12 protein-coding genes and 1 pseudogene are annotated in these 13,614 nt (G+C 62.7%); all 13 read right to left on the bottom strand.

Annotated elements, in window-relative coordinates:
- Positions 1-55 precede the first annotated feature (55 nt).
- The 13 genes and pseudogenes from pcaD to catA all read right to left on the bottom strand — a co-directional run bounded on the left by pcaD (position 56) and on the right by catA (position 13,597).
- Complete coding sequence (gene pcaD, locus WA145_RS17800) at positions 56-844, bottom strand: 3-oxoadipate enol-lactonase (protein ID WP_422582844.1); 789 nt, start codon at positions 842-844, stop codon at positions 56-58.
- 114 nt (positions 845-958) lie between these two features.
- Complete coding sequence (gene pcaF, locus WA145_RS17805; RefSeq protein WP_422582845.1) at positions 959-2,164, bottom strand: 3-oxoadipyl-CoA thiolase; 1,206 nt, start codon at positions 2,162-2,164, stop codon at positions 959-961.
- Positions 2,161-2,943: a CoA-transferase subunit beta gene (locus tag WA145_RS17810; RefSeq protein ID WP_422582846.1), complete on the bottom strand. Its 783-nt coding sequence runs from the start codon at positions 2,941-2,943 to the stop codon at positions 2,161-2,163. Before WA145_RS17810 ends, pcaF begins: the two co-directional genes overlap by 4 nt.
- Positions 2,943-3,791: a CoA transferase subunit A gene (locus WA145_RS17815; protein WP_422582847.1), complete on the bottom strand. Its 849-nt coding sequence runs from the start codon at positions 3,789-3,791 to the stop codon at positions 2,943-2,945. The genes WA145_RS17810 and WA145_RS17815 overlap by 1 nt, the downstream gene beginning before the upstream one ends.
- Before the next feature lie 143 nt (positions 3,792-3,934).
- Positions 3,935-4,321, bottom strand: a pseudogene (locus tag WA145_RS17820) (methyl-accepting chemotaxis protein); the annotation flags it as partial.
- Positions 4,322-4,928: 607 nt separating this feature from the next.
- Positions 4,929-5,657: an ABC transporter ATP-binding protein gene (locus tag WA145_RS17825; RefSeq protein ID WP_422582848.1), complete on the bottom strand. Its 729-nt coding sequence runs from the start codon at positions 5,655-5,657 to the stop codon at positions 4,929-4,931.
- On the bottom strand, positions 5,657-6,415 hold the full coding sequence (locus tag WA145_RS17830) for an ABC transporter ATP-binding protein (RefSeq protein ID WP_422582849.1): 759 nt from the start codon (positions 6,413-6,415) through the stop codon (positions 5,657-5,659). Before WA145_RS17830 ends, WA145_RS17825 begins: the two co-directional genes overlap by 1 nt.
- Positions 6,415-7,443: a branched-chain amino acid ABC transporter permease gene (locus tag WA145_RS17835; RefSeq protein ID WP_422582850.1), complete on the bottom strand. Its 1,029-nt coding sequence runs from the start codon at positions 7,441-7,443 to the stop codon at positions 6,415-6,417. Before WA145_RS17835 ends, WA145_RS17830 begins: the two co-directional genes overlap by 1 nt.
- Before the next feature lie 22 nt (positions 7,444-7,465).
- A complete protein-coding gene (locus tag WA145_RS17840; RefSeq protein ID WP_422582851.1) occupies positions 7,466-8,326 on the bottom strand; it encodes a branched-chain amino acid ABC transporter permease in 861 nt (286 codons plus the stop codon).
- A 245-nt stretch (positions 8,327-8,571) separates the two neighbouring features.
- Positions 8,572-9,768, bottom strand: a complete 1,197-nt coding sequence (locus WA145_RS17845) for an ABC transporter substrate-binding protein (RefSeq protein WP_422582852.1) — start codon at positions 9,766-9,768, stop codon at positions 8,572-8,574.
- 112 nt (positions 9,769-9,880) lie between these two features.
- Positions 9,881-11,161: an OprD family porin gene (locus WA145_RS17850; RefSeq protein ID WP_422582853.1), complete on the bottom strand. Its 1,281-nt coding sequence runs from the start codon at positions 11,159-11,161 to the stop codon at positions 9,881-9,883.
- 142 nt (positions 11,162-11,303) lie between these two features.
- Positions 11,304-12,533: a benzoate/H(+) symporter BenE family transporter gene (locus tag WA145_RS17855; RefSeq protein WP_422582854.1), complete on the bottom strand. Its 1,230-nt coding sequence runs from the start codon at positions 12,531-12,533 to the stop codon at positions 11,304-11,306.
- A 122-nt stretch (positions 12,534-12,655) separates the two neighbouring features.
- Entirely contained in the window at positions 12,656-13,597 is a 942-nt protein-coding gene (gene catA / locus WA145_RS17860) for a catechol 1,2-dioxygenase (RefSeq protein WP_422582855.1), read from the bottom strand.
- Positions 13,598-13,614: the final 17 nt, after the last annotated feature.

A 13,614-nucleotide genomic window follows, 5' to 3' on the forward strand; every position in this document is an offset into this window, starting at 1 on the left:
CAGGTAGTTTTTCAACAGCCTGTTAGCCCTCCTCCGGGCAAATGCCCCAGCTGATTCAGGCCCTGAGAAAATTCAGCACACGCCGACTAAACAGTTCACTGGCCTCGACATTGGACAGGTGAGCGGCGTGAAACTCGACCAGCTCGGCAGCGCGGATGGATTGCTGTAAATCACGGCCATGCGCAGGCGTAGTCACCGCGTCGGCGCTGCCGCAGACGATCAACGTCGGCGCCACAATGCTGGCAACCTGCTCGCGCAAGTCGGCATCGCGCACCGCCGCGCAGTTGGCGGCGTAGCCCTGGGGCGAGGTGGCGGCAAGCATGCCGACCACCGGTTCCACCTTGGCCGGCTCGGCCGCGGCAAACTCGGCGGTGAACCAGCGCGCAATCGAGGCATCGCGCAGCGCCAGCATGGCCGCCTGGCCATCGTGCAGCACGCTGTCGATACGCGGGTTCCACACGTCGGGGCTGCCGATCTTCGCGGCTGTGTTGCACAGCACCAGACGCTGGATGCGCGTCGGCGCGTTGATCGCCAGCCACTGGCCAATCAGCCCGCCCATGGACAGACCGCAAAAGCTGAAGCGCTGAATATCCAGAGCATCGGCCAGGGCCAGTACATCGCGCCCCAGCTGCTCGATGCTATAGGGGCCGGGCGTGACCAGAGACTGGCCGTGACCACGGGTGTCGTAGCGCAACACCCGCAAATGCTCGGCGAAGGCCGGCACCTGGGCGTCCCACATCTGCAGGTCGGTGCCCAGGGAATTGGACAGGATCAGCACCGGGGCAGTGGCCGGGCCGTCCAGCTGGTAATGCAGATCACCATCGGTGAGTCGGAGCATCGGCATTGCAAATCCTCGATAACGGATACGCCGTTTAGCGCTGCGTATCCCAGCCACTATAGGTGCGCCGCCACGCCCCATCGACTTGCCTTTCCGAATGAGGCGTAGCGGCGCAAAACGTTAAACCCGCTCGATGGCCAGCGCCAGGCCCTGGCCGACACCCACACACATGGTCGCCAAACCGAGACGCCCATCTGACTTCTCCAACTGATGCAGCGCGGTCAGTACCAGGCGTGCGCCGCTGGCACCCAGCGGGTGGCCGAGGGCGATGGCGCCGCCATTCGGATTGACCTTGTCGCTGTCGTCGGCCAGGCCCAGTTCGCGGGTCACCGCCAGGCCCTGGGCGGCGAAGGCTTCGTTGAGTTCAATCACGTCGAAGTCATGGATGCTGATTTTCAGACGGTCGAGCAGCTTGCGCACCGCCGGCACCGGGCCGATGCCCATCACCCTCGGCGCCACGCCGGCGCTGGCCATACCCAGCACCCTGGCGCGGGCGGTCAGGCCATATTTCTGCACGGCATCGCTGGAGGCCAGGATCAGCGCCACGGCGCCATCGTTGACTCCCGAGGCGTTGCCGGCGGTGACGGTTTTCTCCGCACCGTTGACCGGCTTGAGTTTGCTCAGGGTCTCCAAGCTGGTGTCCGGACGCAGATGCTCGTCCGCCGCGATCAGCGTCTCACCCCTCTTGCCCTTGATCAGCACCGGGACGATTTCCTCGGCGAAGAAGCCCTCGGCCTGGGCGCGCCCGGCACGTTGCTGGCTGCGCAGGGCGAAGGCGTCCTGGTCGGCACGGCTGACCTGGTAATCATCAGCGACGTTATCGGCGGTCTGCGGCATCCCGTCCACGCCATACTGGGCCTGCATCAACGGGTTGATAAAGCGCCAGCCGATGGTGGTGTCCTCGATCTTCTGATTGCGCCCGTAGGCGCTGTCGGCCTTGCCCAGCACATAGGGCGCCCGCGACATCGACTCGACGCCGCCGGCCAACGCCAGCTCCATCTCGCCGCTGGCGATGGCGCGGAAGGCACTGCCCACCGCATCGAGCCCTGAGGCACACAGGCGATTGAGGGTCACCCCGGGAACACTGTCCGGCAGGCCGGCCAGCAGCAGGGCCATGCGCGCAACATTGCGGTTGTCTTCACCGGCTTGGTTGGCGCAGCCCATAAAGACTTCGTCGATGGCTGCAGGGTCAAGCTGCGGGTTGCGTTCGAGCAAAGCTTTCAGCGGGATGGCCGCCAGGTCGTCGGTGCGCACCACGGCCAGACCGCCGCCGAAGCGGCCGATGGGGGTGCGAATGGCATCGCAGATAAACACCTCGCGGCTCATTCCTCACCCCCGGCCTGGCCATGGGCGGCAGCGGTACGCGCTTCCAGGGCGCGCAAGGCGTCCAGCTCAAACGCCTGAGGCGCTTCAGTCTCAGCGACCTGCTCGGCGAAACGAATCTGCCAGCCCGTCGCGGCAACGATCTGCTCGCGGCTCACGCCCGGATGGATCGAGGTAACGATGAACTCACGAGTCCCCTGCTCCGGCTCCATAATGCACAGGTCGGTGATGATCGCCACCGGGCCGGCACCCGGCAGGCCCAGCTGCTGGCGATGGTCGCCGCCTTCGCCATGGCCGACCGAGGTGATAAAGGCCAGCTTGTCGACGAAGGTGCGGTGGCCCTGCTTGAGGATGATAAACACCTTCTTCGCGCTACCTGCGATCTCTGGCGCGCCGCCGGCACCCGGCAGGCGCACTTTCGGGTTGTGGTAGTCGCCGATCACCGTGGTGTTGATATTGCCGAACTTGTCGACCTGAGCCGCGCCTAGGAAGCCGACGTCGATGCGCCCGCCCTGCAGCCAGTAGCGGAAGATCTCGCCGGTGGGCACCACGGTGTCGGCGGTTTCGGCCAGCTCGCCATCGCCGATGGACAACGGCAGCACAGTCGGCTTGGCACCGATGGGGCCGGATTCGTAGATCAGGGTCACATCCGGGGCATGGGTCAGCCGCGCCAGGTTGGCGGCCTTGGACGGCAGGCCGATGCCGACAAAGGTCACGTCGCTGTTGCCGAGGCGGCGCGCGGCGGCCACGGTCATCATTTCATGGGTGCTGTAGGCGCTCATTATTTGGCCTCCTGAAGCTTGGCCTGATAGGCGGCGAAATCGGCCGTGCCACGGATATAGGTGTCGATCCAGGCGGTGAAGGTTTCGCGGTCGCGGGCGATCGGGTCCCAGGCCTGGTAGAAGCGGTTATCGCGCTCGTAGTAACCGTGGGCGTAGGACGGATGCGCGCCGCCGGGCACCAGGCACACGGCAGTCAACGCCCAGCCCGGCAGCACGCAGGCGTTCATCGGTGCGTTTAGCTCATCGACGATTTCTTCCACGGTGACGATGCAGCGCTTGGCGGCCAGGGCGGCCTCCTTCTGCACGCCGAGGATGCCCTGAATCAGCACGTTGCCCTTGCGGTCAGCCTTCTGCGCGTGGATCACGGTGACGTCCGGGCGCACGCTGGGCACGGCGGCCAGTTGCTCACCGGTGAAGGGGCACTGGATGAATTTGATGTCGGGGTTGACCTTGAGCAGATCCGAGCCCTGATAGCCGCGCAGCACCGCAAACGGCAGGCCCGAGGCACCGGCCACATAGGCGTTGGCCATGGCGGCGTGGCTGTGCTCGCTGATCTGCAGCGGCTGCGGCCAGCCCTTCTCCACCGCGTCACGCAGACGATGCAGCGAACCGACACCGGGGTTACCGCCCCAGGAAAAGATCAGCTTCTTGGCACAACCGGCACCGATCAGCAGGTCGTAGACCAGATCCGGGGTCATGCGGATCAGAGTCAGATCCTTACGGCCCTGACGGATGATCTCGTGAGACGCCGCAGTGGGGATCAGGTGGGTGAAGCCTTCGAGGGCGATGCTGTCGCCGTCGTGAACGAAGCGCTGGATGGCTTCGCGCAGGGTGAGGATTTCAGCCATGGGAGTTCTCGTATGGTGTCGTGGCGTTGCTACGCCGGTGAACAGACGTTAACGCCGGGGCTGCACGCAAACAATCCGATAATCGACTATTGGTTCGTTTATCGAACACTTACTTAGATCGCTGAACGTGCTCCGCACTCAGTTCAGTCCACTCGTTGGAGCAAATAGCCCAGCCCTTCGGCCAGTTCACGCTGACGCTGAAGCCCCTGCATAACCTGCCCAACGATCTTCATGCGTTCGTGGGCTCCGATACGCAGCGCATCCATAGCCTCGTGGGCTGCGGCCGTCATGCTGAGACCTCTGTGGGCTGATTGATCGACCTGCCCCAGCCCATCATTGGCTTCATCGGCAGCGCTTTTCAGGCCCTTGGCGATCTGCATGATCTGCTCGCTAGAGTCGTTGGCACGCACCGCCAGGTTACGCACCTCATCGGCCACTACGGCGAAGCCACGGCCGTGCTCACCCGCGCGCGCCGCTTCAATGGCTGCGTTCAGCGCCAGCAGGTTGGTCTGCCGAGCAATATCCTGGATGCTGCCGACAATCGCGCCAATGCGCCGCGACTGCTCGCTCAGTGCGTTGAACACCTCGCCGGTGCGGCGCAGGTAATCGGCTAACTCACTGATCGATTGGCGAGTGGCCTGAATGCTCGCGGCGCTGCTGCTGACTTTCTCGCCAGATTGTTGGGCCAACTGGGTAGCGAAATGCATGTCGGCCTGGCTCTGCTCGATGGCGCGCAGCAACTCGCCTTGATGTTGCAGCAGCGCAGGGTCGAAAACCACCGCTGGCAGTAGGCTGGCAGCTTCCTGCACGGGTACTTCCGGGTGTACCGGAAACGGTGACCAGTCGCAGTTCTGTAGTACCCGCTCGATGATTTGCGGCGGCTGGGTCAGGTAGAAGAATCCGGCCAGCAGTCCCAGGACCGCCAGCAATAACGCCAGGCCCGGTTCCCAGCTGCCGCTGCCCAGCACGGCCAGGGCCACAGCCCCCAGCAGATTGCCGGCCAACAGCAGGCTGGCCAACTGTTTTTGCCAGGTGCTGGTCACGCCTGAGGGGCGATAGATATCCATAGGTTCTCTCTTGTCATGTCCGACGCAGCCGAGCAGCTGGGTGCCCTGTCCGCGCAGGGGATGGTTGCAATTACAGGCCGATATGGCTCTGCAGGATCTCCGGCTGGCACTTCAGCGCCTGGCTGGGACCGTCATAGACCACCCGGCCCTTGAGCATGATCATGCTGCGGTCGGTGAGGTCGAGCAGCACGTTGACGTTCTTGTCTACCACCAGGGTGGCTATACCGCTGGCCTTGATCAGGCGGATGACATCCCAGATTTCCTTGCGGATTAGCGGTGCCAACCCCTCTGTGGCTTCGTCGAGGATCATCAGCTCTGGATTGGTCAGCAGTGCACGGCCGATGGCGACCATCTGCTGCTCGCCACCAGAGAGGTTGCCAGTGAGGTGGCTGAATCGCTCGGCCAGACGTGGGAAAGTCGCCAGCACCCGTTCCAGGTCCCAGTCGCGGCGCCCATCCAGGCCCGGTCGGGCGGCCATGATCAGGCTCTCGCGCACCGTCAGGTTGGGAAACATGCCGCGGCCTTCTGGCACATAACCGATGCCGCGGCGGATTACCTTGTGTGCGGCGGCGCCCGTGAGGTTCTCGCCCCTGATCCGAACCTCACCGCTGCGCGGCTGGGTCAGGCCGAGCAGCGAGCGAATGGTGGTGCTCTTGCCCACGCCATTACGCCCGAGTAGGGCCAGGGTTTCCCCCGGTGCGATGCGCAGGTCGACACCATGCAGCACATGGCTGTTGCCGTAGAAGGTGTGCAAACCGCGCACCTCGACCAGCGGAGTTGCTGTTGCAGTAGTGCTCATCAGAATTGCTCCTCGCCATCGCCCAGATAAGCTTCTTGCACCGCAGGGTCGTTACGCACCTGATCCAGCGGGCCGCTGGCAAGCATCTGCCCGTTGACCATAACGGTCAGGGTCTTGGCAATGCTGAACACCGCGTCCATGTCGTGCTCAACCAGCACCAGCGAGTAGTCGCGCGACAACTCGGCGAGCAACTCGACCACTCTGCTCGACTCCTCCTTACCCATGCCGGCCATCGGCTCATCCAGCAGCAAAAAGCTCGGCTCGGTGGCCAGCACCATGCCTATTTCCAGCTGACGCTGCTCGCCATAACTCATCGAGCTGGCGATGCTGTGGCCCTTGCTACTCAAGCCGCAGTCCTGCAGGGCCTTTTCCGCGCGCGCTCGCACCAGCGGGTAGCTGTCGCTACGCCGGAAGAAACGGAAGGAGTTTTTCATCCGCGACTGCGCGGCAAGCATGCAGTTCTCCAAGCAACTGAAGCTGGGGAAAATATTGGTACGCTGAAAGCTGCGCCCCACCCCCAGGTGCGAGACTTTATTGGGGGCCAGGCCGGTGATATCCCGCCCATTGAAAATCACCTGACCGCTGCTGGGGCGTAGATGGCCGGAGAGCAGGTTGACCATTGTGCTCTTGCCCGCACCGTTGGGGCCGATGAGGGCGTGGATCTCGCGGGGAGCGACCTGTAGGTTGATATCGCTGACGGCACGCAGGCCACCAAACTGTTTGCTCAAGCCACGGGTTTCCAGAATCAAGCCGTGCATTATTCGGCCTCCTGTTTTATCACGAGGGCAAGTTCGTCCTCGGCGCTTTTGCGGCGTTTGCGCTGCGCGAGCTGTAACAGCAGGCCGGCGATGCCGCGTGGCAACAACAACACCATACAGATCACTACCACGCCCATCGGCAGCTCCCAGTGCGGGGTCAGGCTGGCGAACCAGTGATGCAACCCCTCGAAGGCGAAGGCCCCGAGAATTGGCCCGAACAACGTACCCATACCGCCGAGAATCACCATCACCAGGATATGCGCCGACATTTGCCAGCTCAGTTGGCCGGGGCTGACGAAGCCGTACTGGGTGGCCGACAGCATGCCGGCGTAACCGGCAATGGTGCCCGCGATAACAAAGGCCGCCAGCTTGTAGAACAGCGGATTGAAGCCCATGGCACGCACACGCTGTTCGTTCTCCTTGATACCCAGCAACACCCGGCCAAAGGGCGCGCGCAGAAAGGTGCGCAGCAGCACGAACAAAGTCGCCAAAGAAGCGAGCACCACATAGAACAGGGTGGTGCGATTCTCCAGGTCGAGCAGTTGCACACCGGCGATGGCCACCTCGGGTTTCATAAACAGGTAGGCCCCGTCCGAGCCGCCGGCAAAGGACGCATCGTGGAACAGGTAATAGAGCATCTGCGAGAAGGCGATGGTCACCATAATGAAGAAGATCCCTGAGGTACGGATGATCAGCACCCCCATCAGCAGTGCGGCCAGGGCGGTGATACCCAGGCACAGCGGTAAGGCAATCCAGATACTCAGCGCCTGGTATTCAGGGGCGAAGAGCACCAGGGCATAACCGGCCATACCGAAAAAGGCCGCCGATGCCAGGCTGACCATGCCGCTGACCCCGACCAGTAGGTCGAGGCCGAGGGCGACAATGGCCAGAATCATGATGCTGGTCAGTTGCTGGAGGTAAAAATCGTGTTGGTCGCCGGTCAAGCTGGCGCCAAACAATGGGTAAGCAGCCATCAGCAGCAGCAACAGCGCTAACAACAGCTGAATCGGGCGAGGTAATGCGTGCATATAGATATCCCCGAACTGGTTATTAGGCGAAAAGTCCGCGCGGTTTGAACAGCAGCACCACGGCCATCAGCACATACACGGCCATGCCGGCGTATTGCGGCACCAGTACCGCGCCCCAGGTAGCAGTCAGTCCGACCAGCAATGCACCGAGAAAGGCCCCGCGAATCGAACCCAGACCGCCAATCACCACCACCACGAAGGCGATGATCAGGATCTGGTTGCCCATGCCCGGATACACCGACGAAACCGGTGCGGCGATCATCCCGGCGAAGGCTGTCAATGCCGCCCCGGCGGCGAATACCAGGGTGTAGATCACCCGAATATTGATGCCCAACCCCTGAACCATCTCGCGGTTGCTCGAACCACCGCGGATGATCATGCCCAGGCGGGTGCGTTGCAGAATCAGGTACATAGCCAGGGCGATCGTCGCGCAGACTGCGGAGATGAACAGGCGGTACACCGGATAGTCGAGGGTCTCCGTCAGCTGGATCGAACCACTGAGCAGCGCCGGGATAGCAACGCTGTGTACGTCATTGCCCCAAATAATGCTGCGCAGTGAGTCGATCACCATGATCAGCCCGAAGGTCATCAGCACCTGATCGAGGTGCTCACGCTGGTACAGCGCCTGAATCAGAAAGCGCTCAATCAGTACCCCTAGCAGCGCCGCCAAAGGTAGCGCTAGCACAATGGCGAGGAAGAAGTTATCAACCACCCCGCTCAACCAGTACATCAGGTATGCCCCAACCATGTAGAGCGCACCGTGAGCCAGGTTGATGATGTGCATGATGCCGAAAATCAGAGTCAGGCCGCTGGCAATCAGAAACAGCAGCAGACCGTACTGCAGGCCGTTCAGCGTCTGGATAAGAAAGGTGGAAAGTTCCATCGTAGATACCTAGGTCAGGAATAATGAAACAGACCCGTCCCCTAGTCATGACAAGGCAAGGCAAGGCAAGGCTGATCAGCTGCGTCTGACTAGGCCAGTGGCGGTATGGACAAGGCGCTGCGACGGGTCATAGCCGGCTATGACCAAGTACAACAACGCGGGCCCCAAACCTCTACAAGCAAAATTGACTGGGCTGACCCGCCCCACCGGCCAGCCAAAAGCGACCAGGGCACGGGGATAACACGCTACTGCAGCTTGCAGCCCGGTGCAGGGTCAGCCAGCGCGGCGGCAGCCGTGCTGACCACTACATTGGCGCCGTCACGCACCTCACGCAGGTAAATGTTCTGCACTGGGTTATGCGCTTTGGAGAAGCTCCACGCGCCCCGCGGACTGTCGATCCGGGCCTCGGCCATGGCTGCATTCCAGGCAGCACGATCCTGGGTATTGCCGCCCACCTTGGCCAGCGACTGAGCCAGTAGCAGACCCGTGTCGTAACCCTGTACCGCATAGATGTCGGCCTCTTTGCCAAACTTCTCCCGGTAGTCAGCGCGGAACTTGCTGTTCTGCGGGGTATTAAGGCTATCGGCGTAATGCAGGGTGGTCAGCACGCCGCTGGCGGCGGAACCTTGCGCGGCCAGGGTGCCTTCGGTGAGAAAGCCCGAGCCGAGCAACGGGATCTTGCCCTGCAGGCCAGCCGCGGCGTAGTCCTGAACGAACTTGGCCGCACCGCCGCCGGCAAAGAACACGAACACCGCATCAGGCTTGAGCGCGGCGATTTCGGTTAGCTGCGACTGGAATTCCACGTCCGGGAACGGCACGTAGATTTCCTTGCTAACGGTGCCGCCGGCCTTCTCGAAACCCTCCTTGAAGCCCTCCACCGATTCGGTGCCGAAACCGTAACGCCAGGCCAGGGTAACGATGTTCTTGTAGCCCTTGTCCGCAGCCACCTGGCCCATCGGGTAGGCGGTCTGCCAGGAGGTGAAGGAGGTGCGGAAGATATTCGCCGCGCACAACGGTCCGGTCGCGGCATTGAAACCCGCGTTGGGGATGATCAGCGGCACGCCGGTTTCCCGAGCGACCTTGACCGCGCCCATGCCGACCCCGGAATGCACCGGGCCGACCACCACATCGACGTTGGCACCGGCAATCAGCTTCTGCATATTCGGCACGGCCTTGCCGGGGTTGGCTTCACTGTCGACCACCACATATTCGACCGGACGGCCTCCAAGAATGTTGTCGTGCTGTTCGATGGCCAGCTTCATACCGTTGCTGGTGGCCTCGCCCAGGGCGGCAAAGGTTCCGGTGTAAGGCAGCAGCAAGCCGATTTTCACCGCATCGGCCGCCAGGGTCAGGCTGCTTATGGTGCTACCGAGGGCCAACGCCAGAACGCTGGCCGTGAAGCTGAAACGGGGAGTGCAAGGCATCTTTTTATTGTTTTTCATGGTTATCTCCGGCTGCGCTCTATGGCGCAGCGTTATAGGAAAAGCGATCTTCAATTGCCATTTCTTGCCGGGCTATCGGCGCAACCGCCAGCCGCCCAGTGCCCGTTAGCGGTCAGAGCAGGTTCCAGGTGTAGTTGAAGATCAGGCGGTTCTCGTCGACGTCGGTGCGATAGTTGGAGCGCGCGGTTACATTGCGAACCTTCACGCCCAGGCCCTTGAGCGAACCGCTCTGCACCACGTAACCGATATCCAGATCGCGCTCCCACTCCTTGCCTTCGAAGCCGCGACCGGTGTCGACATTGTCGCCAGTCAGGTAGCGCACCCCGGCGACCAGGCCGGGCATACCCATGGCGGCGAAGTCGTAGTCGTAACGCACCTGCCAGGAACGCTCGTCGGCCGAGTCGAAGGTGAAGGTCGGCACTTCGTTGCCCAGCGGGCTGACGTTGGCGAACACTCGTGGTAGGCCGTGATCACCGAACATTGCCTGGTAACCAAGGTAGAAGGTATGAGCGCCGTACTTAGCCGACAGCAGGGAGAAGGCGGCCTGGTTGTCCAGCTTGCCGAGCAGCTGCTCACCGTCCTCGGCCGAGTCGAAGTACCCGAGGCTCGCGCCGAGCACCCAGTCACCGACCGGCTCACTGTGCTTGAGGCTGAAGTAGCGCTGGTTGTACAGGTCCTCCAGCTGGGCATACCAAGCGCCGACCGAGGTGCGGTTGGCGTTGAAGGCATAGTCGGCACCGGTGTAATTAAAGCGGTCGGTGGTTATCAGCCCACCGGCATTGCGCCGGGGGACGAAAGCGACCATGGCGCCCAGCTCCTCGTCGCCGGCCTCGTTGCGCAGGCTAGTTGAACGCAATTGACCGCCCTGCAGGGTCAGCCCGGCGATCTCGTTGGAAACGATGCTGGCGCCCTGATAGGTTGGCGGCAACAGGCGGATATCGCCGAAGAACAACACCGGCAGCAGCAATTGTTGTTCGCCGATTTTCAGTTCGGTCTTCGATACCCTGACCTTCAGGGCCGCACCGAGGCGACTGTAATCGTCCGCCGCCCTGCCCTCGTCGGTCACCGGCAGCAGGCCGGTATTGACCCGGTCGCGGCTGCTGTCGAGCTTGAGCCCCAGCAGGCCGATGGCGTCGACGCCAAAACCAACCGGACCAGGGGTGTAGCCGGATTTGACGTTGAGGATGAAGCCCTGGGCCCACTCCTCGGCCTTGGATTGCTGGTTGGGCCCGACGATGTCGGAGTAGTCGCGACTGAAGTAGTAGTTGCGTGCAGTCAGGGTCGCCGTGCTGTCCTCGATAAAACCGCCTTCGGCTGCCTGGACCAGAGCTGGCAGGCTGAGGGCGACTGCGAGGGACAACAGCAGCGGTTTTGCGTTGGAAGTGTGAGTCATCGTTCTAGCTCTTTGTTGTTATTGAAAGTGGGCTGTTGCGCCACCCTTGCCGAGGAAAAACCCGGCAACGCGAGTGGGTGGTGTAACTGTCGCCGCACCGACTCAGATCGATGTGGCGGCAATGCTCATGGGCCAGAGGCGGCTAACCGATCGCATCTTCCTTGGCCAAATTCGTGGTGCGCAGCGGCGATGCTGCGGGTATGCAGTTACGCCGCACGCTCAGCAGCAGGTGGGCGGCGATGCCGAACACCAACCCCCAGAAGGCCGCCGAAAGACCGAGAAAGGACATGCCCGAGGCCGTCACCAGAAAAGTGATCAGTGCCGCTTCGCGGTCATCTGGCTGGGCCATGGCACTGGCCAGCGAGCCGGCAATCGCACCGAACAGCGCCAGCCCGGCCAGGGCGGCGATCAACTCTTTGGGGAAAGCGCTAAACAGCGACACCAGCGTGGCGCCAAACAGCCCCAGTAGCAGGTAGGCCAGGCCGCCGACCACTCCCGCGACATAACGTCGGGACGGGTCTTCGTGGGCTTCGCGGCCGGTGCAGATGGCGGCAGTAATGGCGGCCAGGTTGAGGCCGTGGCAGGCGAACGGCGCCAGTAACAGCGAACCCAGGGCGCTGGCGCTGATAATCGGGCTGGCCGGGGTCTGGTAGCCGGCATTGCGCAGCACTGCCATGCCCGGTACGAACTGCCCGGTCAGGGCCACCATCACCAGCGGCAGGGCGATGTTCAGACTGGCCGACAGGCTGAATTCGGGGCTGATCCATACCGGCGTGGCCAAGCCGATGACCAGCGCATCCTGACGCAGATCACCAGTGGCAAAGGCGATGCCGCAGCCGACCACTAGCACCGCCATCACCGCATAGCGCGGCAGCATGCGTTTGACCAGCAGATAGCTGGCGAACATCGCCAGCACCAGCCAGGGTTTGCTTTGCAGCGAGACGAACAGCCCGGTGCCGAAACTGAACAGGATGCCTGCCAGCATGCCGGCGGCAATCGCCGCCGGCAGCTTGCTGATGATGCGATCGAAGGCACCGCTGATGCCGACCAGGAAAATGATCAGGCTGGCGACGATATAGGCCCCGACCGCTTCGTTCAGACTGATCTGCGGTAACAGAGACACCAGCAACGCCGAGCCTGGCGCCGACCAGGCGATAATGATCGGCACGCGGTAGCGCAGACTCAGGCCAATGCCGAGTACGGCGCTGCCAATGGAAATGGCCCAGACCCAGGACGACAGCACGGCATGCGACAGGCCGGCACTCTCGGCCGCCTGGAAGATGATTACCAAGGGACCGGCGTAGGAAATAACGGTGGCAATGAAACCCGCCACCACGGCAGACAAGGAAAAATCGTTGATCAAGGTTTTCATAGAACCTCGCTACAAGGCGCATCAGGCCATCCGTGACACGTAGTCCAGATCGCTCTTGTTATGGGTGAAGCAGGCCAGGCGAGCTAGCGGCAGCCCTCGGGCGCTGCCGCTAGTGCGTAAAATCAAGCCTGCTGCAGGGCCCGCGGCCGAGCGCTGCGCTGCTCAGCCGCGGGAACCGGGGCCTGCTGCAGCTGGAAGTCGAACGCAAGCGTGGCGAAGCGGCTGCCTTGCACACCGCGGTCATTGGCGGCAGCGGCGTCCTCGACGAAGGTGATATCGCCAACCAGGCCCTCACGGGTGGCGTAGGCAAAGTCGTCCCACAGGTACTGCTCGCCGGCCAGGTTGATCTGGGTGGTCAGGTGGCGATGACCCGGCGCGGAGATAAAGAAGTGGATATGCGCCGGACGCTGACCGTGGCGGCCGAGCAGGTTCAGGCACTCCTGGGTCGGGCCATCTGGCGAGCAGCCGTAGCCACTCGGCACGATGCTGCGTGCGCGGTAGCGACCCTCGGCATCGGTGACGATACGGCGGCGCAGGTTGTACTCGCTCTGGCTCTTGTCGAAGAAGGAGTAGTTGCCCTGGGTATTGGCATGCCACAGGTCGACCACCGCACCGGCCACAGGCGTGCCGTCGGTGTCACGCACCACACCTTCGAGGAACATCACGGTGGCCTGGTCCAGCTCGCTGCCATCGTCCATCCGCGCTTCGCCCTCGCACACCGGTGCGCCGGCCACGTACAGCGGGCCTTCGATGGTGCGTGGGGTGCCGCCGGTGAGGCCGGCCTGAGCATCCTTGGCGTCCTGCAGCAGGTCGAGGAAGTGCTCCAGACCCAGGCCAGGTACCAACAAGCCGGCTTCGTTGCGCCCGCCCAGGCGGTTGAGGTAGTCCACCGCGTGCCAGAATTCGTCGTCGCTGATTTCCAGGTCTTCGATGATCTTCGCCGCGTCATTGATCAGGCGCAGCATGATCTGCTTAACGCGCGGGCTGCCCTGGTCGTTATTGAGGCCGGCGGCCTCGTTGAACAGGTTCTGGACTTCGGCAGTGTGGCTAACTTTCACGGTCATGATGATTTCCTCGGCTT

This window comes from Pseudomonas sp. (genome assembly GCF_049301935.1).
Taxonomy (GTDB): domain Bacteria; phylum Pseudomonadota; class Gammaproteobacteria; order Pseudomonadales; family Pseudomonadaceae; genus Aquipseudomonas.